General features: G+C 69.9%; 24 protein-coding genes. 14 read left to right on the top strand and 10 right to left on the bottom strand.

From position 1 onward, the window contains the following. The first annotated feature begins 36 nt into the window (after positions 1-36). The 6 genes from QE412_RS00645 to QE412_RS00620 all read left to right on the top strand — a co-directional run bounded on the left by QE412_RS00645 (position 37) and on the right by QE412_RS00620 (position 7492). On the top strand, positions 37-720 hold the full coding sequence (locus QE412_RS00645) for an ATP-binding cassette domain-containing protein (protein ID WP_307478855.1): 684 nt from the start codon (positions 37-39) through the stop codon (positions 718-720). Positions 721-746: 26 nt separating this feature from the next. Further along, positions 747-1403, top strand: coding sequence for an ATP-binding cassette domain-containing protein (locus tag QE412_RS00640; protein ID WP_307478852.1), 657 nt, complete (start codon positions 747-749; stop codon positions 1401-1403). 48 nt (positions 1404-1451) lie between these two features. Continuing rightward, complete coding sequence (locus tag QE412_RS00635; RefSeq protein ID WP_307478849.1) at positions 1452-2981, top strand: ABC transporter substrate-binding protein; 1530 nt, start codon at positions 1452-1454, stop codon at positions 2979-2981. Positions 2982-2984: 3 nt separating this feature from the next. After that, on the top strand, positions 2985-4802 hold the full coding sequence (locus QE412_RS00630; protein ID WP_307478847.1) for an ABC transporter permease subunit: 1818 nt from the start codon (positions 2985-2987) through the stop codon (positions 4800-4802). A 246-nt stretch (positions 4803-5048) separates the two neighbouring features. Further along, entirely contained in the window at positions 5049-6251 is a 1203-nt protein-coding gene (locus tag QE412_RS00625; RefSeq protein WP_307478844.1) for a polysaccharide pyruvyl transferase family protein, read from the top strand. Positions 6252-6268: 17 nt separating this feature from the next. Further along, positions 6269-7492, top strand: a complete 1224-nt coding sequence (locus QE412_RS00620; protein ID WP_307478841.1) for a hypothetical protein — start codon at positions 6269-6271, stop codon at positions 7490-7492. A gap of 71 nt (positions 7493-7563) precedes the next feature. On the opposite strand, the gene nrdF is transcribed toward QE412_RS00620, so the two are convergent. Genes nrdF through nrdH form a run of 4 tightly spaced genes read right to left on the bottom strand, consistent with a single transcriptional unit; the run spans position 7564 to position 11414 of the window. Next, the gene (gene nrdF / locus QE412_RS00615) at positions 7564-8538 is read right to left on the bottom strand and encodes a class 1b ribonucleoside-diphosphate reductase subunit beta (RefSeq protein WP_307478838.1); all 975 of its coding nucleotides are present in this window, start codon (positions 8536-8538) and stop codon (positions 7564-7566) included. A gap of 35 nt (positions 8539-8573) precedes the next feature. Continuing rightward, positions 8574-10730, bottom strand: a complete 2157-nt coding sequence (gene nrdE / locus QE412_RS00610) for a class 1b ribonucleoside-diphosphate reductase subunit alpha (RefSeq protein WP_307478835.1) — start codon at positions 10728-10730, stop codon at positions 8574-8576. Then, positions 10712-11152: a class Ib ribonucleoside-diphosphate reductase assembly flavoprotein NrdI gene (nrdI, locus tag QE412_RS00605; protein WP_307478832.1), complete on the bottom strand. Its 441-nt coding sequence runs from the start codon at positions 11150-11152 to the stop codon at positions 10712-10714. Before nrdI ends, nrdE begins: the two co-directional genes overlap by 19 nt. A gap of 28 nt (positions 11153-11180) precedes the next feature. Beyond that, positions 11181-11414 (bottom strand): glutaredoxin-like protein NrdH, encoded by a 234-nt coding sequence (gene nrdH / locus QE412_RS00600; protein WP_055838040.1) that lies wholly within the window; start codon positions 11412-11414, stop codon positions 11181-11183. 396 nt (positions 11415-11810) lie between these two features. Between nrdH and QE412_RS00595 the strand changes: the two genes are divergently transcribed. Next, positions 11811-13016 (top strand): MFS transporter, encoded by a 1206-nt coding sequence (locus QE412_RS00595; protein WP_307478829.1) that lies wholly within the window; start codon positions 11811-11813, stop codon positions 13014-13016. A 46-nt stretch (positions 13017-13062) separates the two neighbouring features. Here the strand turns inward: QE412_RS00595 and QE412_RS00590 are convergent, their stop codons facing one another. Beyond that, entirely contained in the window at positions 13063-13467 is a 405-nt protein-coding gene (locus tag QE412_RS00590; RefSeq protein ID WP_307478826.1) for a pilus assembly protein CpaE, read from the bottom strand. A 102-nt stretch (positions 13468-13569) separates the two neighbouring features. Here QE412_RS00590 and QE412_RS00585 point away from each other — a divergent pair, with 102 nt between their 5' ends. The 4 genes from QE412_RS00585 to QE412_RS00570 all read left to right on the top strand — a co-directional run bounded on the left by QE412_RS00585 (position 13570) and on the right by QE412_RS00570 (position 16997). Next, positions 13570-14730 (top strand): acyl-CoA dehydrogenase family protein, encoded by a 1161-nt coding sequence (locus tag QE412_RS00585; protein ID WP_307478823.1) that lies wholly within the window; start codon positions 13570-13572, stop codon positions 14728-14730. Next, the gene (locus QE412_RS00580) at positions 14730-16004 is read left to right on the top strand and encodes a DUF445 domain-containing protein (protein ID WP_307478822.1); all 1275 of its coding nucleotides are present in this window, start codon (positions 14730-14732) and stop codon (positions 16002-16004) included. The genes QE412_RS00585 and QE412_RS00580 overlap by 1 nt, the downstream gene beginning before the upstream one ends. A gap of 101 nt (positions 16005-16105) precedes the next feature. Then, a complete protein-coding gene (locus QE412_RS00575; RefSeq protein WP_307478820.1) occupies positions 16106-16456 on the top strand; it encodes a gamma-glutamylcyclotransferase family protein in 351 nt (116 codons plus the stop codon). Between the two features lie 76 nt (positions 16457-16532). Next, entirely contained in the window at positions 16533-16997 is a 465-nt protein-coding gene (locus tag QE412_RS00570) for a SixA phosphatase family protein (RefSeq protein WP_307478818.1), read from the top strand. Between the two features lie 24 nt (positions 16998-17021). Here the strand turns inward: QE412_RS00570 and hutH are convergent, their stop codons facing one another. Continuing rightward, positions 17022-18554 (bottom strand): histidine ammonia-lyase, encoded by a 1533-nt coding sequence (gene hutH / locus QE412_RS00565; protein ID WP_307478816.1) that lies wholly within the window; start codon positions 18552-18554, stop codon positions 17022-17024. 61 nt (positions 18555-18615) lie between these two features. On the opposite strand from hutH, the gene QE412_RS00560 reads away from it, so the two are divergent. Both QE412_RS00560 and QE412_RS00555 read left to right on the top strand, forming a co-directional pair. Continuing rightward, positions 18616-19392, top strand: a complete 777-nt coding sequence (locus tag QE412_RS00560) for an IclR family transcriptional regulator (protein ID WP_307478813.1) — start codon at positions 18616-18618, stop codon at positions 19390-19392. Positions 19393-19504: 112 nt separating this feature from the next. Then, entirely contained in the window at positions 19505-20611 is a 1107-nt protein-coding gene (locus QE412_RS00555) for a baeRF11 domain-containing protein (RefSeq protein ID WP_307478810.1), read from the top strand. A 134-nt stretch (positions 20612-20745) separates the two neighbouring features. On the opposite strand, the gene QE412_RS00550 is transcribed toward QE412_RS00555, so the two are convergent. Next, positions 20746-21222 (bottom strand): YbaK/EbsC family protein, encoded by a 477-nt coding sequence (locus QE412_RS00550; protein ID WP_307478808.1) that lies wholly within the window; start codon positions 21220-21222, stop codon positions 20746-20748. Positions 21223-21480: 258 nt separating this feature from the next. On the opposite strand from QE412_RS00550, the gene QE412_RS00545 reads away from it, so the two are divergent. Then, positions 21481-22554, top strand: coding sequence for a Glu/Leu/Phe/Val dehydrogenase family protein (locus QE412_RS00545; protein ID WP_307478805.1), 1074 nt, complete (start codon positions 21481-21483; stop codon positions 22552-22554). Between the two features lie 57 nt (positions 22555-22611). Here QE412_RS00545 and QE412_RS00540 read toward each other — a convergent pair whose 3' ends face one another. From QE412_RS00540 to QE412_RS00530, 3 genes are all read right to left on the bottom strand, one after another. Beyond that, the gene (locus tag QE412_RS00540; protein ID WP_307478803.1) at positions 22612-22950 is read right to left on the bottom strand and encodes a histone-like nucleoid-structuring protein Lsr2; all 339 of its coding nucleotides are present in this window, start codon (positions 22948-22950) and stop codon (positions 22612-22614) included. Positions 22951-23024: 74 nt separating this feature from the next. Continuing rightward, on the bottom strand, positions 23025-23765 hold the full coding sequence (locus QE412_RS00535) for an acetolactate decarboxylase (protein ID WP_307478801.1): 741 nt from the start codon (positions 23763-23765) through the stop codon (positions 23025-23027). A gap of 25 nt (positions 23766-23790) precedes the next feature. Continuing rightward, entirely contained in the window at positions 23791-24138 is a 348-nt protein-coding gene (locus tag QE412_RS00530; RefSeq protein ID WP_307478798.1) for a histone-like nucleoid-structuring protein Lsr2, read from the bottom strand. Positions 24139-24208 lie beyond the last annotated feature (70 nt).

Genomic DNA, 24208 nt, shown 5'->3' with positions numbered 1-24208 from the left:
GTTGGTGCGGAATTCTGTATGAGAATGATTATCAGTATGCACACCGCGCTCCCCCCGCGATCTCCCGCTCGCCTTCTCTCCGCTCCCGCCACCGAACCGATCGTGGGGCTGTTCGGGATCGTCGTGCGCCGCCACGACGGACGAGAGCTCCTGCGCGTCGACGAGCTCTCGGTGCACGCGGGAGATCGTCTCGCCGTGACAGGCCCCTCCGGCGCCGGCAAGACGCTGCTGCTGCGCGTGCTCGCCGGCCGCCTCCCCGCCGGATTGACCGAGACCGGCCGCCGTCTCGGTCACCCGGGCCGCATCGCCACCATCCCCCAGCGCGGCCTCGATGCGCTGCACCCGCTCGTGCCGATCGAGCGGCAGTTGAGCGGCGTCACCCGCTCGTCCCGCGAGAAGACGCGAGAAGTCCTCGCTGCGGTGGGCCTCGACGCGGCGCGGATCGGGGCCCGCCGGCCGGCCGAACTCTCGGGAGGACAGGCGCAACGGGCGGCGATCGCGCTCGCCGTGCTGTCGGAAGCGCCGATCGTCATCGCCGACGAACCCACCAGCGCCCTCGACCACGAGACCCGCGACCTGATCCTCGGTGTGCTGGCACGCGTCCTCGCGCCGACGCAGGCCCTGGTGCTGTCCACGCACGACCCGCAGGTCGCGGTCGCGCTGGGCGCGACGCGGGTGCGGGTCGAGGCCGGCATCGTGCTCGATCGGCAGCCGTCGTGATGCCCGCCGCGCTGACCGTGGCCGGGGTGAGCGCCGCACACGGTCGCGGACGATCGACCCGGACCATCCTCACCCCCACCGACCTCGCGATCCGCTCGGGCGAGTCGCTCGCGGTGGTGGGTCGCTCGGGCGCGGGCAAATCGACACTCGCCGAGATCGTGCTGGCGCTGCGGCGACCGCGCACGGGAACGGTGAGCGTCGACGGCACCGCGTGGTGCAGTCCCCGGCACACGGCGGGGCGAGAGCATCGCCACCTCGTCCAGGGGGTCGCGCAAGACGCCGCGGCGGCCTTCGTCCCGGGCTGGACACTGCGCCGATCCATGGCCGACGCGGTGCACCGGCTCACCGGCATGACCGACCGGGCGAGCGTGGACCGAGCGATTCATCGAGCCTGCGACCTCGCCTCGCTCGATCACGGCCTTCTCGCTCGCCGACCCGCCGAGGTGTCGGGCGGGCAGGCGCAACGCGCCGCGATCGCGCGCGCCCTCGCCGTCGACCCCGTCGTGCTCGTGGCCGACGAACCCACGAGCGCCCTCGACCCCCGCCGCGCCGCAGACGTCTCGCGCGCCCTCGTCGAGCTGGCCCGCTCCACGGGACTCGCACTCCTGCTCGTCACGCACGATCCCGCCGTCGCCTCGCGCTGCGATCGCACCCTCACGCTCACCGCTCCCGCAGCGGCCTGACGCCGCGCCGTTCGACGGCGCCCCTTCCCTCCCTCGAAAGGAAAATCCATGACGGCATCCCGACACGCCCGCCGCCGCCTGCTCGCCCTCGCCCTGGTGCCCGCCGCGCTCCCCCTGCTGAGCGGGTGCTTCTCATCCGGCGTCTCCACGGGCGCCGCGACGCCCGGCGACGAGCGCATCTCGGTGGCGATGCTCCAGCCACCGCGCTCGGGCCTGAGCCCCCTGAGCGACGATGCGTTCAAGCTGTCGCGCTGGTCAACGGCCGAGACACTCGTGGTCCTCGACCCCGACGGCACGCCCGAACCGGCGCTCGCGACCGGATGGGAACGGGTCGACGACACGACCTGGAGATTCGAGGTCCGCTCCGGCGTGACGTTCCACAACGGCGACGCGCTCACCGCCGCGTCCGTCGTGAACTCCCTGCAGCACGCCATCGACGCGAGCCCCCGACCGCGCATCCTCAACGGCGTCGACATGACGGTCACCGCCGACGGCGACGCCGTCGTCGTCACGACCGCCGTCGCCGACCCGCTGCTGCCCAACCGCCTGTCGAGCCCGCAGTTGGCGATCCTCGACGACGACGCGTACTCCGACACCGGCGTCAGCCCGGTCGGCACCGGCACCGGTCCGTTCGAACTGACCGCGGTCGACGGCATCGTCGGCGCCACCCTCGATCGATACGACGGCTACTGGGGCGACACGGCTCTCGCCGCGGGAATCGACGTGCGCTTCGTGCCCGACGGCACCGCACGGGCCGCGGCGCTGCGCACCGGCGATGCCGACATCGTCGAGGCCGTCCCGGCCGGTCAGGCCGCCACCGTCGACGACGAGCTTCTGCACGAGGTGGCGATGCCGCGCACCAACACGCTGTACCTGAACGCCGAGAGCGGCCCGTTCGCCGACCCCGCGGTCCGCGCGGCCGCCCGCGCGGCCATCGACCGCGCCGCCATCGTGTCGTCGGTGTACGAGGGACGCGCCGACATCGCCGCGGGCCTGCTCGGTCCCGCTCTCCCCTGGGCTGCCGCGTACCGCAGCGAACCGGGCTACACCGAGGTGCTGGCGGCGCGTCCGGCCCCGGCGGCGGTGTCCGGCATCCCGATCACGCTCGGAACCTTCACCGACCGCGCCGAGCTGCCCGAGGTGGCGGTGATCCTCGAGCAACAGCTCGAGGCCGCGGGGTTCGTGGTGCAGCAAGACGTGCGCGAATACCAGTTCATCGAGGCCGATGCCCTCGACGGCAAGTTCGACGCGTTCATCCTGTCGCGCGCCACCGTCCTCGACTCGGGCGACCCCGTCGCCTACCTCGCCTCGGACTTCACCTGCACGGGCGGCTTCTCGATCTCGCAGCTGTGCGTGCCCGCGGTCGATGACGCCATCTCGGCGGCCGCGAAGACCGATGCCGGAACCGATCGCCAGCGCGCGACGATGGCGGCCGAAGCTCGGGTGCTCGCGACGGATGCCGCGGTGCCGCTGCTGCACGAGCGCGTGATCCAGGGCGAGTCGGCCACCGTCGTCGATGCGGCGCGCGACCCGCGCGAGCGCCTGCTGGTCACGGCGAAGACCCACCTCGCGGACTGAGGCATGCGCCACAGTCACGTCGCCGGATTGCTCTCGCGCGTGATCAGCGGGATCGCGCTGCTCGTGGTGGCCGGGGCTCTGCCCTGGCTGTCGCAGCGCGATCCCGCCGCGTCCATCCTGCGCGCGCGATACGCCGAGCTCGAGCCCACCCCCGAGGCCCTGGATGCCATCCGCGCGGAGCTGGGACTCGACGGCGGCCCCGTCGCCACGAGCCTGCGGTGGTGGAGTCACGTGCTGCGAGGCGATCTGGGGCGGTCGTGGGTGAGCGGCGGCGAGATCGGCCCGGGCGTCTGGCATGCGCTGGGGGTCTCGATGACGCTGACGGCCTTCGCGATGATCGTCGCGGTCGTCATCGCCGTCGCCCTCGTCGTTCCCGCGCTGCGGCGCGTGCTGCGCGACCGCCCGCCGCGCGGGTCGGGGCCGGTCGGTGTCGCGCTGACCGCGCTACCGGAGTTCCTCCTGGCCAGCGCGCTGCTGGTCGTCGTGGCGGTGCAGCTGCGGTGGTTCCCGCCGTACGGCTGGAGTGGGCTCGACACCGCGGTGCTGCCCGCTCTCGCCCTCGGCATCCCGGCCGGCGGTCTACTCGGGCGGCTCCTCGCAGACGCGGTGACCGGTGTGGCGGAGGAGCGATGGGTCGAGCTCTGGCGGCTCGCCGGAGCACCGGGCCGCGTGCTGATCGCGGGAGTGTTGCGTCGCGCGGGCGCGGCGGTCGTCGATCAGGCCGGCCTCGTGACGATCGGCCTGCTCGGCGGCGCGGTCGCCGTCGAACAGGTCTTCGCGATCCCGGGCCTCGGACGCTACCTGCTCGGCGCGGCGAACGCGCAGGACCTCCCTGCCCTCCAGGCGGGCGTGCTGCTCATGGCGGTCGCCGCGGTCGCCGTGGGCCTGCTCGCGGGGCTCGCGCGTCGCGCGCTGCGCGGCGGAAAGCTTCCGGCGGGCGCGCTCCCTCCCCCGCCGGAAGTCCGCGCAGACGCACGTGCCGCCCGGATCACGGTCGCCGTGTCGATCGGCATCCTGGGGCTCATCTTCGTGACCGGGCTGCCTCGGAACCCCTACGCGCTGTCGCACCCGCGCCTGAGCCCGCCGAGTCTCGCGCTGCCGTTCGGAGCGGACGCGAGCGGACGCGACCTTCTCGCCCGCGTCGCGCACGGCACGCTCGGCACGCTCCTGCCCTCTCTCGGCATCGTGGCGATCGCGATCGTGATCGCCCTGCTCCTCGCGGTGGCCGGTGAGATCGCCCGTGGACCGGCGGAGATCGCCAACGCCACCCCGCCGATCCTCGCCGGCGTCATCGTCGCCGCGCTGATGGGTCCCTCGGTGGGAGGCGCGGCACTGGCCGTGCTCTGGGTCACCTGGCCGCCGCTCACGACGCATGCCGCGGCGTTGATCGACGAGGCATGGGCGGCACCGCACGTGAAATGGATGCCGGTGGCCGGCGTGCCGCGGGGGGAGATCTGGCTGCGGCACGTCGTTCCCGCCGCCCTGCCCCCGCTCCTGCGGCACGGCATGCTGCGCCTGCCCGGGGTGGCGCTCGCCCTCGCGGCACTGGGCTTCCTCGGTCTCGGCGCGCAACCGCCGCAACCGGAGTGGGGCCTGCTGCTGTCGGAGGGGATCGACTACGTCGAACGCGCCCCCTGGACCACTGTCGCGCCCGCGTTCGCGCTGATCGTGACCTCGGTGCTCGCCGTCGCGGCGGCGGGGCTGCGCCCGAGCTCGCACGGCGGCGGGAGCCGAGGCCTTCGTGGGCGTCTGCGGCGGATCGGTGGAGCCGGCCGGCGGGCCGACGTTGCGGAGCGCGTGGTGGAGTCCGTTCCGCTGTAAGGGGTCTCGCCCCGCCGATCGGTCGACGACACCGCCGCGACCCCTGATCGTTGATCGCCGTATGCCCGCGCGTCACCCGGGCCTCCTACGCTGCACCGATTCGCGCCGCTCTGCAACGACTCACCTGAGCTCGTCGCGGAACGTTGCGGCTTCGCGTCACGCTGCCTCGTGCGCGTGCGCGAGGCAGAGACCGACACTGCTCCGCGGCCCTCGAGCCTCGGCAGTCACACCCCCGGAGAGGCGCTCGTGAAAATCGCAGTCACCAACACCGTCCTGAGCAACGCCGGCGATGCCGCCATCTATCAGTCGATCGTCGAGGCGTGCTCCGCCCGCGCTTCCGACGACATCGAAGTCACGGCCCTGGACGGGGCGGCACCGACGACCATCGACCTGTACCCGGAATGGAACATCGAGCAGCAGATGTCGAGGTCGGCCTCGCGGCCCATGCCGATCCGCCGTCTCTCGAACTTCCTGCGGGGCGCGGCTCTGGAACTCCTGATCCGCTCGTCGGCTCTGCGCACGTTCGCCCTCCAGGGGCCGGTGAGAAACTCGGAGTTCTCGAAGGCCCTGCGGGTGATCAGTGAAGCCGACGTCGTGGTGAGCAGCGGCGGCACCTACCTCGTCGATCACTATCGCTTCGGCCACCGTGTCCGGGAACTCCTGGTGGCTCGCGCCATGGGCAAACCCATCGTCTTGTGGACGCAGTCCATGGGGCCGTTCGTCGATGCCGCCGCAGCACGCGCGCTGCGCCGGCTCGCTCCGCACGTCGACGCCGTCTATTTCCGGGACGACCGTTCCCGGCAAGCCTGGGAGCGGGTCGCGCCCCTCCCCGCCGTGCACGCCGTCCTCCCCGATACGGTGTTCGGTATGACGCTCGAGCGCCGGGAACGCCCCGCCAACCGATCGCGGACGGCGTACCTCTCCGTCCGGAACTGGGGGCAGGGGGTCGAAGGCGGCTCCCTGGACTTCGGGGAATACGAAGCGGGCATGCGCACGGTCGCCGAGACGCTCACCGCGGCGGGGTGGAACTGCGTCGCTCTTTCGACATGCCAGGGCGTCCCGGGCTACGCGGTGGACGACGCGGCGACGGCACGTCGCATCTTCGACGGTCTTCCCGTGACGATCGATGAGCGGTTCCACACCCCGGCGGAGCTCTTCGAGATGATCCGATCCGCCGACCTGGTGGTCGCCACGAGAATGCACTTCGCCATCCTCAGCCTCCTCGCCGCGACGCCGGTCGTGGCGATCGCGTACGAGACCAAGACGATCGACCTCTTCGGCAGTCTGGGGGCCACCGCGTTCGTCACGCCCATCGAGCAGGTGGACGGCGCGTGGGGCGAGCGAGTGGGAGCCGACGCGATCGGAGCGACTGTCGACGACGACCGGCTGGAGCACGTTCGCGCGGGAGCATCGTCACCGGCCGAGTTCGTGCACTCCCTCATCCGGTGACGCCGGGCTCGTCGCGGATGACCAGACTGTTCTGGTCGTCCGCGGATCAGGCGCTTTCGAGTCTGTCGAACCTCTTCCTCTCCGTGCTCGTCGCCCGATCCGCCGGGGAGGCCGAGTTCGGCGCGTTCGCTCTGGCGTTCGCGATCTATCAGCTCGGTCTGGGACTGTCTCGGGCCGTCACCGGGGAGCCCACCCTCATCCGCTTCAGCGACGACGACTCCCGTGGCGGAGCATCCGCCGCGATCGCGTCGGGGTGGGTGATCGGTCTCGCCGGTGCCGTCGCCGTGGGTGCGCTCGCCCTGGTGATCCCGGCGTTCTGGACGACCCTGGCTCTCATGGCGGTCGGATTCCCCGTGCTCATGCTCGTGGATGCCGCCCGGTACACGGAGTTCGCCCGCAGCAGGCCGTCACGGGCGTTCGCCATCGATGCCATCTGGATCGGCTCCCAGGGTGCGCTGCTCGTCGTCCTGTGGAGCGTCGAGCTCTGGTCTGCGCCCACGATCGTCTTGTCATGGGTCGTGGGGAGCGCGTGCGCTCTCGCGTTCGTCGTCATCTCGCAGGGATCGCTGCCCGGACCGCTGACCGGGGTGCGGTGGTTGCGCGAGAATCGCGACCTGTCCGGCCGGTTCGCCGCCGAGTACCTCGCGATCTCGGGAGTCCAGCAGAGCGTCGTCTTCTTCAGCGTGATCTTCGCCGGCTTGACCGCGTCGGGAGCGATACGTGGTGGCCAGGTCGTCCTCGGCCCCCTCAGCATCTTCACCATGGGGTTCGCGGTGGTCGCGCTGCCCGCTCTGTCGCGCCTTGCCCGGAGTGGGAGATTCGACCGGCTGCGGAATCGCTCCGTGATGGTCTCTGCGATCCTCTCGGGCGCGACCCTCGCCTATGGCGCCGTCGTGCTGACGATTCCCGCCTCGGTGGGAGAGGCGGCGCTGGGCGCATCGTGGGACGTCGGAGCGGCGCTCCTGCCCGTGCTGATCCTTCAGCTGCTCGCGTCGAACGTGTCGTACGGCGCCACATCCGGTCTGCGTGCCCTGCAGTTGGCGCGCAGGAGCCTGATTCTGCGGTGGTCCACGGCGCCGGTCATCATCGCCGCGGTCGTCTACGGCGCGTGGCAGGGCGGCGCTTTCGGTGCGGTCCTCGCGGCCGTCATCGGCGGGGCGCTGCAGGCGGTCGCGTGGTGGACGACCTTCCTGGTGTCGCTGCGACAGATGGACCGGGGACAAGAAGAAGCCCCCGCTTGATCGATCTTTCGGGTCGATCAAGCGGGGGCTCCTACCGCCGCACCGTTCGCGTCGTGCGGCGGTAGTCCGGTTCAGAAGTCCCAGTCGTCGTCTTCCGTCGCCTCGGCCTTGCCGATGACGTACGACGAACCCGACCCGCTGAAGAAGTCGTGGTTCTCGTCGGCGTTGGGCGACAGGGCCGACAGGATCGCCGGGTTCACGTTCGTCACCGACGACGGGAACATCGCCTCGTAGCCGAGGTTCATCAGCGCCTTGTTGGCGTTGTAGTGCAGGAACTTCTTGACGTCTTCGCTCAGGCCGACCGAGTCGTACAGGCTCTGGGTGTAGCCCACCTCGTTGTCGTACAGTTCGTACAGCAACGAGAACGTGTAGTCCTTGATGTCCTGGCGACGCGCCTCATCGACCGTTTCGAGACCGCGCTGGAACTTGTAGCCGATGTAGTACCCGTGCACGGCCTCGTCGCGGATGATGAGCCGAATGAGGTCGGCCGTGTTGGTGAGCTTGGCACGGCTCGACCAGTGCATCGGCAGGTAGAAGCCTGAGTAGAACAGGAACGATTCCAGCAGCGTCGAGGCGACCTTGCGCTTGAGCGGGTCATCACCTCGGTAGTAGTCCATGACGATGCGTGCCTTCTTCTGAAGGAACTCGTTCTCGGTCGACCAGCGGAACGCCTCGTCGATCTCCTTCGTCGAGCACAGCGTCGAGAAGATCGACGAGTAGCTCTTGGCGTGCACCGACTCCATGAACGCGATGTTCGTGTAGACGGCTTCCTCGTGCGGGGTGATCGCGTCGGGGATGAGCGAGACCGCCCCGACCGTGCCCTGGATCGTGTCGAGGAGCGTGAGCCCCGTGAACACGCGCATCGTGAGCGTCTGCTCCTCGGGGGTGAGCGTGTTCCACGACTGGATGTCGTTGGACAGCGGCACCTTCTCGGGGAGCCAGAAGTTGTTCACCAGACGGTTCCAGACCTCGAGGTCTTTGTCGTCTTGGATGCGGTTCCAGTTGATGGCCTGCACGTGATTCAGCAGCTGCAGCTTCTCAGCCATGAGTGTCCTTTGTCGGAATCGTCGGGATCAGCGGATCAAAGCATGCACGAGACGCACTCGGTCATGTCGGTGCCCTCGAGCGCCAGCTGACGGAGGCGAATGTAGTAGATGGTCTTGATGCCCTTCTTCCACGCGTAGATCTGGGCTTTGTTGATGTCGCGCGTGGTGACGGTGTCCTTGAAGAACAGCGTGAGCGACAGACCCTGGTCGACGTGCTGCGTGGCGGCGGCGTACGTGTCGATGACCTTCTCGTAGCCGATCTCGTACGCGTCCTGGTAGTACTCCAGGTTCTCGTTCGTCATGAACGGAGCCGGGTAGTAGACGCGGCCGAGCTTGCCTTCCTTGCGGATCTCGATCTTCGACGCGATCGGGTGGATCGAGCTCGTCGAGTTGTTGATGTACGAGATCGAGCCGGTCGGGGGCACGGCCTGCAGGTTCTGGTTGTAGATGCCGTGGGCCTGCACCGAGGACTTCAGCTCGCGCCAGTCGTCCTGCGTGGGGATCTGGATGCCGGCGAACAGCTCCTTCGTCTTCTCGGTCTGCGGGGCCCACACCTGCTCGGTGTACTTGTCGAAGAACGCCCCCGACGCGTAGGTGGAGTTCTCGAAGCCGTCGAAGGCCACGCCGCGCTCGATCGCGAGGCGGTTCGAGGCCCGGAGGGCGTGGAAGAGCACCGTGTAGAAGTAGATGTTCGTGAAGTCGATGCCCTCTTCGGAGCCGTAGTGCACGTGCTCGCGTGCGAGGTAGCCGTGCAGGTTCATCTGGCCGAGGCCGATGGCGTGCGAGCGGTCGTTACCGTCTTCGATCGAGCGGACCGAGGCGATGTGGCTCTGGTCGCTCACCGCGGTGAGGGCGCGGATCGCGGTCTCGACCGTGAGGCCCAGGTCGCCGCCGTCCATCGCCAGGGCGATGTTCATCGAGCCGAGGTTGCAGCTGATGTCTTTGCCGATCTCGGCGTACGAGAGGTCTTCGTTGTACGTCGTCGGCGTGTTGACCTGGAGGATCTCCGAGCACAGGTTCGACATGTTGATGCGGCCGGCGATGGGGTTCGCCTTGTTGACCGTGTCTTCGAACATGATGTACGGGTAGCCCGACTCGAACTGGATCTCGGCGAGGGTCTGGAAGAACTCGCGCGCGTTGATCTTCGTCTTCTTGATGCGCGGGTCGTCGACCATCTCGCGGTACTTCTCGGTGACCGAGATGTCGCCGAACGGCTTGCCGTAGACCTTCTCGACGTCGTACGGCGAGAAGAGGTACATGTCTTCGCCGTTCTTGGCGAGCTCGAACGTGATGTCGGGGATGACGACACCCAGCGACAGCGTCTTGATACGGATCTTCTCGTCGGCGTTCTCGCGCTTGGTGTCGAGGAAGCGCAGGATGTCGGGGTGGTGGGCGTTGAGGTACACCGCACCGGCACCCTGACGGGCGCCGAGCTGGTTGGCGTAGCTGAAGCTGTCTTCGAGGAGCTTCATGACGGGGATGATGCCCGAGGACTGGTTCTCGATCTGCTTGATCGGCGCACCCGACTCGCGGATGTTCGACAGCAGCAGGGCCACGCCGCCGCCGCGCTTCGACAGCTGCAACGCGGAGTTGATGCCGCGGGCGATCGATTCCATGTTGTCTTCGATGCGCAGCAGGAAGCACGAGACGAGCTCGCCGCGCTGGGCCTTGCCCGCGTTGAGGAACGTCGGGGTCGCGGGCTGGAAGCGGCCCGAGATGATCTCGTCGACGAGCTGCACCGCGAGGCGCGGGTCGCCGTCGGCCAGGGCGAGGGCGGTCATGACGACGCGGTCCTCGAAGCGCTCGAGGTAGCGCTTGCCGTCGAAGGTCTTCAGCGTGTAGCTCGTGTAGTACTTGAACGCGCCGAGGAAGGTCTCGAAGCGGAACTTCGCGCCGTACGCGCGGTCATTGAGCTCCTGGATGAACTCCATCGAGTACTTCTCGAGCACGGTGGGCTCGTAGTACTCCTTCTCGACGAGGTAGTCGAGGCGCTCCTTGAGCGAGTGGAAGAACACCGTGTTCTGGTTGACGTGCTGCAGGAAGTACTCCCGCGCGGCCCGCTTGTCGGCGTCGAACTGGATCTTGCCGTCGGCGTCGTACAGATTCAGCATCGCGTTCAGGGCGTGGTAATCCAGGCCCTCGAAACGCGCTTCGGTCTTGAAGTCCACGTCGGTCAGCTCAACTTCCACCATCGTTCCAATCCCTCGGTGACCCGCGCGACGTCGTCGGGCGTGCCGAATACTTCCAGCCGGTACAGGTGCGGCACGGCGCACTTGCGGCTGATGATGTCTCCGGCGAGGCAGAAGGCATCGCCGAAATTCGTGTTGCCCGCGGAGATCACTCCGCGGATGTTGCGTCGGTTCCGTTCCTCGTTGAGGAACCGGATGACCTGCTTGGGGACGGCACCCTTCTCGACACCCCGGCCGGCACCCCCGCCATAGGTGGGGGTGACCAGCACGAAGGGTTCGTCGACGTGGAGGGGCGGGTCGGTCGGTCGCACCGGAATGCGGACGGCCCGTTTGCCGAGCTTCTCGATGAAACGCGCGGTGTTGCCGGACACGCTCGAGAAGTAGACCAGCAGCGGGGCCTCGGTCGCCGACATGACAGCGCTCATGACGGGGGTCTGTGAGCCTGTCGTCGGATCAGGCGAGACGCGACGCGAGCTCGTCGATCTTGTCGGGGCGGAAGCCCGACCAGTGGTCCTCGTCGGTGATGACGACGGGCGCCTGCAGGTAGCCGAGCGACTTGACCTGCTCGAGCGCCGACGGGTCTTCCGACAGGTCGAGCACGTTGTATTCGATGCCCTTCGAGTCGAGCGCACGGTAGGTCGCGGTGCACTGGACGCAGGACGGCTTGGTGTAGACCGTGATCGCCATGTTCTCTCTCTTCCCCTGAAAAATCATCGCCCGGGCAAGCAGTGCTCGCCGGGACCTCAATACTACATATGGGTGCCGACATCGGGAGTCACCACAAGGGGTAGTAGTTACACGAGTGTCATTTTCCACCGTCTCTCCCCATGTACAACACAGGTTGTCCACGATTTCATCCACAGCCCTCCCCGATCGCTCGGGCCTCGCGAGCCCCGCGATTCCGCGGTTCCGACGAGCCCGTCCGGCATCTGTCCACAGATCGGACGCTAGACGGGGGTTCCGACATCGCACAGGGCGTGGACAACCTCCCCCGGCGTGTCGCGGCGTGTCGCGCCTCGCCGCCCGCGGCATCCGTCCCGGCATCCGATCCGCCATGTCGGAGGGGAGAGATAGCGTGGAGCCGTGGCCGGCTACCGCGAACTCCTCCAGACCCCCGGCGTGGGTCGCATCATCGCCGCACAGTTGACGGCGCGCTTCCCCAACGGCATGACGAGCCTCGCCGTGCTGCTGCACATCGAGCACGTGACCGGCTCCTACGGCGCCGCGGGCTTGGTTCTCGCCGCCACCAGCATCGGTCAGGCCGTGGCCGGCCCGGTCACGAGCCGGTGGATGGGCATCTGGGGCATGCGCCGGGTCCTGACCGTGACGCTGCTGGCCTGCGCTACGGCGATCGCCGCGCTCGCCCTGGTCGAGATGCCGCTCCCCCTCTACATGGCCCTGGGTCTCGTGGCCGGTCTCTCCACCCCGCCCATCCAGTCGGCCGTGCGCACCATCTACCCCAAGATGGTCAACTCGAAGCAGCTCACACCCCTGTACTCGCTCGACGCATCGCTGCAAGAGATCATCTGGGTGCTCGCTCCCGTGCTCATCACCCTGGTCGCCACGCAGGTCGGCACCGTGCCCGGCCTGCTGCTCGTCGTCGTCATCCTGCTGGGCGGCGGGGCATGGTTCATCCTCAGTCCCGAGGTCGGGCGCGTGCGCATCCCGCGCAGCCGCCGCGGCCTCGGCCGCGTGCTCACCAAGCCACCGGTGATCCTCGCCACCGCGACCGGGTTCCTTCTCATCGGGGCGTGCGCCGCCGTCGAGGCCGGGGTCGTGTCCACCTTCGACCACGGCGGCCTCGAGGCGGGCCTCATCCTCGCGGTCTTCGCCGTCGGCAGCCTCGCCGGCGGGCTGTCGTTCGGACACCTCCCCATCGGCCCGTGGGCCATGGCCCGACGCCTGGCGATCGTGGCGATCGGTCTGTCGCTCACGATCGTGTCGCTGAACGCCTGGTGGCTGGGCGCGACGCTGCTGGTCGCCGGCGCCGGCATCGCCCCGGCACTGGCGGTGATGTTCGCGATGACCTCGGCGAGCGTCCGCTTCAGCGAGACGGCCGAGGCGTACGGCTGGATCAGCACCGGCCAGCTCATCGGCGCGGCCGCGGGCTCCGCCGTGGCGGGCTTCCTGGTCGACGGCATCGGCGCGCAGGGCGCGTACATCGCCGCTGCCGCGTTCGCCGTGGCCGGTTTCATCGTCGCGGCGACGTTCGTGCGCGGCTTCCCCGACCTGCGCCACCGCGACTCCAGCCCCATCCCCGACACCGAGCCCGTCGAGACGATCACCTGAACGGGATGCCGGATCCCCGGCATCCCTTCGGCTCACCGCTCGGGCGTCAGTGCGTGCGGCGCAGCAGCTCCAGCACGGCGAGCGCGTAGGCGTCGGCCGGCTCGGGGTGGTCGAAGACGAGGGTGGCGCCGGCGATCGAGATCTCGACCTCGTAGGTGTCCGACAGCCGGCGCAACGACCGGAAGGTCGCCCGCAGCAGCTCGCGCAACTGCGACTCCGACGGCAGCCAGAGCGCGTCCTCGGTCGCGACGGAGTCCAGCGCCCATTCGGTCGTGCCGTTGAAGGCGAGGATGCGCCCGGTCGGTTCGTCGCGGGGCTCGACGGTCATCTCGCTGACCGTGAACACGTCGGCGTCGAACTCGGGTTCGTCGAGCTGGAAACGATCGCCGGAGCGCGGATGCCACACCAGGCCCGCCTCGCGCAGGGCCAGAGCCGTCTCGGTCGAGATCATGGCTCCATTCTGGGGCCGTCGCGCGCGCCGAGGCCGGGCCGATTTCCGGCGCCGACGCCATCCCCGCCCGCGATGTCGGCCGCCCCGAGCAGAATGGATGCCATGACCTCGTTCGATCCGGCTCGATACCTGCCCGACGACCTGCTGGCGCGCATCCGCGAGCGGGCGGCGGTGCACGACCGCGAGAACACGTTCCCGCACGACGATCTCGATGAGCTGCGCGCGGCCGGGTACCTCGGCATCCTCGTCCCCACCGATCTGGGTGGCGCCGGTCTCAACCTCGCCGAGGTCTCGGTGCTGCAGCAGCGGCTCGCGGGAGCCGCGCCCGCGACCGCCCTCGCCGTCAACATGCACCTCGTGTGGACAGGCGTCGCCAAGGTGCTGCGCGACCGCGGCATCGACGACCTCGAGTTCGTGCAGCGCGGCGCCGCCGCGGGCGAGGTGTTCGCGTTCGGCATCAGCGAGGCCGGCAACGACCTCGTGCTGTTCGGCAGCGACACCGACGCCTGCCCCGACGGCCGAGGCGGGTACGCGTTCACGGGCACGAAGATCTTCACCTCGCTCTCACCGGCCTGGGACCACCTGGGCGTGCACGGACTCGACACCACCTCGCCCGACGCGCCGAAGATGGTCTTCGCCTTCCTCGAGCGCGACGACGCCGTCGTCAGCCGCGACGATTGGGACACCCTCGGCATGCGCGGCACGCAGAGTCGCACCACCGAACTGCACGGCGCCCACGCCGGGGCGGATCGCATCGTGCGGCGCATCGACCCGGGGCCCCAGCCCGACCCGCTCGTGTTCGGCATCTTCGCCGTCTTCGAGATCCTGTTGGCGTCGGTGTACACCGGCATCGCCCGCCGCGCGCTCGACCTCGCGGTCGAGGCCGCGACCTCCCGACGATCGAAGAAGACCGGCACCACGTACGCGAACGATCCCGACATCCGGTGGCGCGTGGCCGACATGGCGCTGGCCTACGAGGCCCTGCCGCCGCAGCTCGCCGCCCTCGCGCGCGACGTCGACGACCTCGTCGATCACGGTGCGCGGTGGTTCTCGCTGCTGGCCGGGATCAAGCACCGCGCGGTCACGTCGGCGAAGGCGGTGGTCGACGACGCCCTCCTGGTCGCAGGAGGCTCGGCCTACTTCTCGCGACACGAGCTCAGTCGTCTCTACCGCGACGTCATCGCCGGCATGTTCCACCCCTCCGACCCCGAATCGGCGCACGCGACGGCCGCGTCGGCCTGGCTCGGCCCGGTGACGGCGTGATGGCCCGCACACCCACGACTCTCCTGAGTCCGACCGACCGGGAACGCCGCCGCGCCCTGCGCGTGATGAAAGGCGTCGCCCTGGGCGCCCTGCTGGCGATGGCGATCGTCTTCGCGGTCTCCTTCGCGTTGCAACGCGAGGTCGAGTGGCTGCAATACGTCCGCGCCGCCGCGGAAGGCGGCATGGTCGGCGCCCTCGCCGACTGGTTCGCAGTGACCGCGCTCTTCCGCCATCCGCTCGGGCTCCCCATCCCGCACACGGCGATCATCCCCCGCCGCAAAGACGAGATCGGCAAGCAGCTCGGGGAGTTCGTCGAGACGAACTTCCTCGAGGGCGACGTCGTGCGCACCAAGCTCGAGTCGACGCCGCTCGCCGCCCGCGCGGGCGCGTGGCTGGCCGAACCCGCGCACGCCGATCGCCTGGCCGCCGAGGGAGCGACCCTCGCCACGAGCGTGCTCACCGCCCTGAGCGACGACGACGTGCAGACGCTGATCGAAGACCTCGCCCGCGAGCATCTGCTCTCCCCCGACTGGGGCCCGTCTCTCGGCGGGTGGCTGGAACGCGTCGTCGGGTCGGGCGCCCATCACGGGGCGGTCGATCTGGCGCTCGACAACATCGCCGTCTGGCTCGGCAACAATCGCGAGGTGTTCGACGGTCTCGTCTCACGCCGCCTGCCGGCGTGGGTGCCGAGCATGGCGACACGACTCGTCGACGACACGGTGTACCGCGAGGCCGTGCAGTTCGTCGACGCCGTGCGCGCCGATCCCCGCCACCAGGCTCGAGGCGCCATCGACGGCTACCTGGGCCGTCTCGCCGACAACCTGCAGCACGACCCCGCGACCATGGTGCGCCTCGAAGAGGCGAAGGCGGCCGTCTTCGACAGCCCCCGCGTGCGCCAGCTCGCCGCCGACGCGTGGAACACCGCCAAGACCGGGCTCCTGCGCTCCCTCGCCGACCCCGACAGCGCTCTGCGCCGGCGCGCGTCGGCCGCGCTCGCAGAAGTGGGCACACGTCTGCAGAGCGATGCGAAGCTGCAGAAGCGCGTCGACAGCTGGGTCACCGATGCCGCCGTCTTCGTCGTCGGACGCTACCGCCACGACATCGCGTCGATCATCACCGACACCGTCGAGCGGTGGGATGCCGACGAGACGACCGAGAAGATCGAGCTCATGGTCGGACGCGATCTGCAGTACATCCGTCTCAACGGCACGATCGTCGGCGCGCTCGCCGGACTGGCGATCTTCACCGTGGCCCACCTGGCGTGGGGTTCGTGATCGCGTCCTCCCCCGCCGTTGTGCGCACAACGCACACCCGCTGGCGCAATCTGTCTCCGCGTCGACGCCCGTGCGGGCGTGGCCCTGAGTAGCCTGGGCGCGTGAGCGAGAGTTCGGCGGCGCAATCCCTCTTCACCTACGGGACCCTGCAAGCACCCGAGGTGCAGCTGGACACGTTCGGCCGGCGTCTCGACGGCATGCCGGATGCTCTCGTCGGCTACCGCCTCGAGTGGACCGATATCGGCGACGAGCGCGTCGCGCAGCTCTCCGGTCTCGACCAGCACCCGATCCTGCGATTCACGGGCGACTCGCACGATCGCGTCTTCGGTCGTGTGCTGCTGCTCACCGCCGACGAGCTCGACGCGGCCGACGAGTACGAGGTCTCCCTGTACCGGCGCGTCTCGGTCGTTCTGGCGAGCGGCTCCCGCGCCTGGGTGTACGTGGCGGTGTGAGCGCCGCGGCATACCCTCTTCCCCCCACTCGCCCTCCCCGCGAGTTCGACCTCATCACGGAGACGGCGGAACCACGATGATCCAACTCATCTTGGCGCGACACGCGAAATCGGACTGGGCCGACGACGACCTCGACGACCATGATCGCCCGTTGAATGACCGGGGACGACGCGAGGCCCCGCTCATGGCCCGGCGCGTCCTGCGTCGAGGCACACGACCCACCGTCCTGCTCTCGAGCACGGCGCTGCGGGCCCGGCAGACGGCCGAGGCGTTCGGGCGAGCCTTCGGGACGGAGGTTGTCGAACGGCCCGAACTGTACCTCGCCGCGCCGGTGACGATCCTCGCCGCGGCCCGCGCCGCGGGCGCCGACGAGGTGATGGTCGTCGCCCACGATCCCGGGATGAGCGCCCTCGTGTCGCGCCTGGCGGACCGCGACGAACGCATGATCACGTGCGCCGTCGCGATCTTCACCTGGCACGACGGCACGTGGGACGACGTCGACGCCCTCCCCGCCGACGAGTACGAGTTGCTCACCCCCTGACCGAAGGCGGGTGCGGGCTCCGCGCTATCCCACCCGCGCGAGCGCGACGTCCGCGACGGCCCCCGAGGCGACGAGGGCGGCGACGGCCTCCATCTCGGGTGAGACGAAGCGGTCGTGTCCCGGTCCCGCGACCCGTGTGCGCACCAGGTCGCGCACGGCGCCGGTGACCGCCGCGGGCTGGAGCGGGGCGCGCAGGTCGAGGGCACGGCATCCGGTCAGCACCTCGATCGCCAGCACACGGGCGAGTCCGTCGACCGCGCGACGGAGCTTGCGGGCACCGGCCCACCCCATCGAGACGTGGTCCTCCTGCATCGCGCTCGAAGGGATCGAGTCGACCGAGGCGGGCACGGCGAGACGCTTCAGCTCCGACACGATTCCCGCGGCGGCGTACTGCGCGATCATCAGGCCGCTGTCGACCCCCACCTCGTCGGCGAGGAACGGCGACAGCCCCTGACTGCGCGCCGGATCGAGGGCACGATCGGTGCGTCGTTCCGACATGGATGCCACATCCGCGACCGCGATGGCGAGGAAGTCCAAGACGTACGCCACGGGGGCGCCGTGGAAGTTGCCGTTCGACTCGACCCGGCCGTCGAGGGTGACGACGGGGTTGTCGACCGCGGATGCGAGCTCGCGCTCGGCGACGAGAGCCGCGTGCGCGACGGTGTCGCGGGCGGCTCCGTGCACCTGGGGCGCACAGCGCAACGAGTACGCGTCCTGCACGCGCGTGCACTCCGGCCCCCGGTGGCTCGCGACGATCGGCGAGCCGGCGAGGAAGGCCCGCAGGTTGGCCGCCGAGGCGGCCTGCCCGTGCTGCGGGCGCAGAGCCATGAGGTCGGCGGCGAACACCGCGTCGGTGCCCAGCTGCGACTCGACCGAGATCGCGGCGGCGACATCGGCCGTCGTCAGCAGCATGCCGATGTCGTGCAGGGCGAGCAACAGCATCCCGAGCATGCCGTCGGTGCCGTTGATGAGGGCGAGCCCCTCTTTCTCGCGGAACGCGACCGGTGCGATCCCGGCGGCGGCGAGCGCGTCGGCGGCGGCCATGGTGTTGCCACCGGCGTCGCGCACCTCTCCCTCGCCCATGACGGCGAGCGCGACGTGCGACAGCGGCGCGAGATCTCCCGAGCAGCCGAGCGAGCCGTACTCGCGCACGATCGGGGTGATGCCGGCGTTCAGGAGCGCCGCGTAGGTCTCGACGACGATGGGGCGCACGCCGGTCCGCCCGGTCGCGAGGGTCTGCAGCCGCAGCAGCATGAGCGCGCGCACCACCTCGCGCTCCACCTCGGCACCGGTCCCGGCGGCGTGCGAGCGGATGAGGCTCGCCTGCAGCTGCGCGCGACGGTCGTCGGCGATGAACGTGGTCGCGAGGGCACCGAAACCGGTCGAGATGCCGTAGTGCGGCTGCGGGTCGTCGGCGAGTCCTTCGATCAGCGAGCGGGTGGCGGCGACGCGGCGCAGCGCTTCGGCCGCGACCACGACGCGAGCGTCGTGCCGCGCGACGGCGACGACGTCCGACGGTGTGAGCGGGGTCGATCCGACGGTGACGGTGGAGTTCATACGCCGATTCCATCGCGCAACGGGTCGCGGAACGGCGGGGTTCTGGCATCCTGTGTCTGATATGACAGACATTTCGCGGCCGCAGGTCCCCGCCGCCGATCAGACGTTGCGGATCCTTTCTTTGCTCGCCCGTCAGCCCGGGCCGGTCGCCGCCCAGACGATCGCGACGACGCTCGGCATCCCCCGATCCAGCACGTACCACCTGCTCGCCACTCTCGAGCAGCACGGCTACGTCGTGCACGTGCCCGGTGACCGGCGCTGGGGGTTGGGGACGGCCGCCTTCGAACTCGGCGGCGGGTACGCCCGGCAGGAGCCGCTCGCCCGGCTGGGACGCCCGGCGATCGCCGCCCTGTCGGACCGCGTCGGCGAGAGCGCGCACCTCGCGGTGCTGGCCGGGCGCGACGTGCTGTACATCGTCGAAGAACGAGCGCCGCGTCGTCCTGCCCTGGTCACCGACGTCGGCGTGCGGCTGCCGGCGCACCTCACCGCGACGGGGCAGGCCATGCTCGCCGCCCTTCCGCGCGAGCAGGTGCGCGCGCTGTTCCCGGATGCCACGGCCCTCGTGCAGCGGACGGGTCTCGGTCCCGCGACTCCGCGCGCACTGCGCGAGCGTCTGCGTGCGGTGCGCGCGGCCGGGCACGCGAGCGAAGACGGCGAGGTCACGCCCGGGTTCCGCTCGGTTGCCTCGGCCGTGCTCGATCACGCCGGATGGCCGGCAGCGGCGGTGGCGGTCACGTGGCCGTCCGATGGCGTCGAGAGGGATGCCGTCGCCCTCGCCGCCGCGGCCGCCGGCACCGCCGCGACGCTCGCCCGCCGCATCGGCCGCGCGTCCGGCTGAGCGCGCTCGCCCGAATGGCCGGCGGCGCTCGGGCCGGGGCGCGCCGTACCCGTGCCACCACGAGCTGGCAACCCCCTGCGCGAGAGCGAGGAGCGGTTCCTACGGTCGCCGGATGATCCCCGCCGACCTTCCCGACGACGCCACGCTCCTCGCGCTCATCGACCACCGCGCCCCGGCGACGGTGAGCGTCGTCGTTGCTTCCTCACCCGTCCCGGCCCAGCACGACCTGGCCCGCACCGCGCTGCGCTCCGCCGCGGACGACGCCGCCCGGCGCCTCGACGACAGCGGCATCGACGCCGCCACGACCGCTCGGGTCTTCGACGGCATCCGCTCACTCATCGACGACGACGACCTGTGGGCCCACCAGGGTCGGGGGATGCTGGTACTGGCGACCCCCGTCGAGCGCCGTGTGTTCCGCCTCCCGTACACCCCCGTGCCGTCGGTGCGGGTGAACGAGCGCTTCGCCGTGACCCCGCTGCTGCGGGCACGCGCGCACCACGGTCAGGCCTACGTTCTGCAGCTGGCGCGGGACTTCGTGCGGCTCGTGCACGTCAGCGGCGACCGCGTGCAGAACGTCCCCCTGCGTCTGCCCGCCGACCTCGACACAGTGCTCGTGCACGCCGACAACGACGGTCGCGCCGATCGGGAACGCGCCCGCGGATCCGACGGCGATCGGCCCGAGCGCGAGCGCTACGCGAAGATCGTCGCCGACGAGGTGACGCGCGTGGCCGCCGACGACGTGCCGCTGATCGTCGCGGCCACCGAGGAGCTCGCCCCCGCCTACCGCGCGCAGAACACCCACCCCGGGTTCCGCGGCCACGGCATCTCGGCGCACCCGCGTTCGCTCGACGACGGCGCACTCGCGCACGCGGTCGCCGAGTTCGTCGCGACCGAGCGTCGCGCCACGGTGTCGACCTGGAAGGAACGTTTCGGCGCGCTGCGCGCCGACGGTCTGGCCACCTCCCGCTTGGCCGATGTCGCGGCGGCCGCCGCCGCGGCGGCCATCGAGGAGCTGCGCGTCGACCAGGATGCCGAGCGCTCGGGCGAGATCGACACCTACGGCCGGGTGCTCCCCGCCGACGACGCCGACTTGCTCGTCGACCTGGCCGGAGCGGTGCTGCGCGCGGGCGGCCGGGTGATCGCGGTACCGCGGGACGAACTCACCGACGGTTCTCCCGTGGCGGCGCAGCTGCGTTTCCCCGTTCCCGCGCCACACTGACCCCCCTCCCCCCCTCTCCCCCTCCCCCCTCTCCCTCTCCCCCCCTGCTCCCGGGTTTGGGGCGTGTTGTTCCGTTTGGGGCGCGGTATCCCGCGCCCCAAACGGAAGAGGGCGCCCCAAACCTTGCCCGCGGCTCAGTCGACCTTCGCGACGGTCCCGCCGGTGAGGCGCACCAGGTCGTCGAAGGTGAGGGGGAACACCGTGTGCGGGGTGCCTCCGGCCGCCCAGATCTCGGGGAACGCGGCGAGATCCTCGTCGACGACGGTCACGAGCTGAGTCGGATGCCCGGTCGGCGCGACGCCGCCGATGGGCTGCCCCGTCGCGGCGAGTACCTGCTCCGGCGTCGCCCGACGGATGCCGCCGCGCCCGAGTCGTTCGGCGAGAGCCGCCGTGTCGACACGGTGTGCACCGCTGGTCATGACCAGGAGCGGCTCATCGTCGCTCCAGAACACGAGGCTGTTGGCGATCGCTCCCACCTCGACATCGAGTGCGGCGGCGGCGAGGGCGGCTGTGGAAGCGGCGTCGGGGAGCACGATGATCTGTCCCGGGATTCCAGCTGCCTCGAGCGAGGCGGCGACGAGACGGCTGCGGTTCGGGAGGGCATCGGTCATGCCCGTCAGCTTAGAGCCGCGCTCGGCGGCGAACGTGCGAGCCGTCCCGCGGAGTTTTCTGCCGACACGAGCGCACGCGCCGCCCCCGACTGCGTATCGCCCCCTCCTCTCCGCAGGACGCTCCCGACACGCGCCGGGACTCACCGTCGCCCCCTCTCGCGTCGGCGTCAGACCCGCGTCAGAATGGACGACGGATGCCGCACAACCGCGGCCTCCGCGCAAGCGCCGCCCACAAGGTGGCCGACGACAAGGAACGCGATGACAGACGCCCTGCCCCTGCCCGATTTCGCCCACGAGCGCGTGGAGGTGATCACGGGTCGACGCAGCGGACTGTTCATCGCCGTGGCGCTGCACTCCTCCGCTCTCGGCGCCGCCCTCGGCGGTGCCCGCCTGTGGACCTACCCCTCATGGACCGATGCGCTCGGTGACGCGCTGCGCCTCTCGGCTGCGATGACGTTGAAGAACGCCGCCGCGGGCCTCGACGCCGGCGGCGGCAAGTCGGTGATCGGCCTTCCCCTCGGCACCGTTCTCGACGACGACCGTCGCCGCGCGGCCTTCCTCGACTTGGGCGACGCCGTCGAGAGCATGGGCGGCCTCTACCGCACGGCCGAAGACGTCGGCTCGACGACCGACGACATGCTCGTCGTGAGCGAACGCACCTCGCACGTCGTGGGCCTGCCCGACTCGGTCGGCGGTTCGGGCGAGCCCGCCGGCCCCACGAGCCTCGGCGTGTATGCCTCGCTCGTGGCGACGCTGGAGCGCTCGCTGGGTACGGGCGACGTAGCGGGCCGACGCATCACCATCGCGGGCCTGGGACAGGTCGGCGGAAGACTCGCCGAGCGTCTCGCCTCCGAGCACGCGATCCTCGCCGTCACCGACGTGAACCCCGCCAAGCGGGCACTCGCCGCGCAGCTCGGCGCCCTATGGGTCGATCCGGGCGAGGCGCACCTCGTCCCGGCCGATGTGTTCGTCCCCGCCGGCATCGGCGGCGTGCTGACCGACGAGGTCATCGACGCGCTGGACGCACGCGCCGTCTGCGGCCCGGCCAACAACCCGCTCGCCGCACGTTCGGGCGCGCAGCGGCTGGCTCGTCGCGGCATCGTGTACGCCCCCGACTTCGTCGTCAACGCCGGTGGGGTGATCTACCTCGACTCGGTAGCGAAGCGACGCGGAACGCTCGACGAGGTCATGGGACGCGTCGCCGGAATCGGTGACACCCTGCGCCGGGTCTTCGACGAAGCGGAATCCCGCGGGGTGACACCGCTGGCCGCTGCTGAGGGTCTGGCCGCGGAACGCCTCGCCGCTGCGACTGTCGCCGACACCCTGGTCTGATACGCAAAACGTCCGGATGCCGTTTCATCACGGCATCCGGACGTTCTTTTGCGGGGGTCAGTGAGCGGCGTCGTATGCGTCGAGCACCGAACTCGAGATACGCCCGCGGGCATTGATGTCGAATCCGTTCTGCTGCGCCCAGGAACGAACGTCGACGAGATCACGTGAAGAAGCCGGGCGTCCACGGCCGACGCGTCGACCGGTTGGGGCGGACGTGCCGACAGAACGGCCGGCAGACACGTACGGCGCGAATGCATCTCGCAGTTTCTGGGCATTTCGACCGGAGAGATCGATCTCGTAAGCGCGTCCTTCGAGGGAGAAATGGACCGTCGTCCCGTCGTCGATGATTGACCCGTCGAGATCGTCGATCAACTGGGTGATCTGCTTTTTCGCCATGCCGTCATCATAAGTCGGCATTCCGAGGCCGAGACGGCCATAGAATGCAGATTCACCCGCAAGATCATCCGCTTTCACCGCGTCGCGGACAGAGACGGTCCGCCTTCGACCGCGACGATGCGATGGTCGTCGTCGTGCGTCAGTTCCGTTCGCAGGAATTGCTCATCCTGGGGCAACTGCAACGTGAACCGCGCAAAGGCCTCGACCCGCAGAACGGCCGACCGTATCCGCAGATCCAGGACATGACCGCCGATGAGACGGTCATCGCTGAGGAAATGCAGATGCAGGCCCGCGACCGAGATGCCTTGGTAGATGCGGGGCATCCAAAACCCCACGAGCGAACCCGCGCGATCGGTGGTCACGGTCTCGATCTGCTCCGCCGCGACCTCCGCCAGTGGCCGGAACGGGGGATCCTGACGTCGGGTCACGCGCGTGCGGACACTCGCCACGACCCCATCGACTCGCACCGCGTGAAACAGGTTGCGGCTGACGAGGCGCTCGCGCAGTGCGGCATCCAGACCACCGAGATCGACGTCGTGCACGTCGGTGGCGGGCACCTCTCCGAGGGTGCACACGTCAACGAACGGAAGGGTCTCGTCTTCGTCCATCGGGCGCGGCGGACCATCGACCGTGCACTCGAACAGCTCGCCGTCGAGAATGACGACCTCGCCGCCGAGCCCCTCGCAGCACCCGATGCCGGTGTCACCGAGGCCGCGCACCTCGGGCACCGAAATGCCCGAGGAATAGACGCCGCCCATCAACGCATCGACAACGGCGAATTGCGTTACCGAACTCGACGACACCGCCGCCCTCACCGACGCGGAACGCGCCGACCGCAACTCAGGAATGAGCTTCCGCGTACGCGTCGAGAACCGTCGCCGGGACGCGGCCGCGGTCGCTCACGGTGTGCCCGTTGGCGCGTGCCCATTCGCGCACGGCCCCGAGATCGACGTCGCTTCCTCGACGAGCCGGGCGTGAGCGCCGAGCGGTCGAACCACTGCGCGACACCGAACGCGCGGCATCGACGAAAGGCGTGATCGCCGAATAGAACTTGTCGGCGTTGCGGTCGGAAAGGTCTATTTCATAGGCACGTCCGTCGAGAGAGAAAGTGATCTGCTTTCCCTGTCCCTCTTCGAGGACGGAACCGTCGAGATCATCGACGAGGTGCGTGATGTGCTTGATCGCCATAATACGTAAAACATTACACCTGCATTGTTGGAATTGCATAAGCGACGTGGCGACCTAGACGTCCTGCGCA

Source organism: Microbacterium trichothecenolyticum (genome assembly GCF_030818955.1).
Classification (GTDB): Bacteria; Actinomycetota; Actinomycetes; order Actinomycetales; family Microbacteriaceae; genus Microbacterium; species Microbacterium trichothecenolyticum_B.
This window is presented reverse-complemented; position numbering and strand designations above follow the sequence as displayed.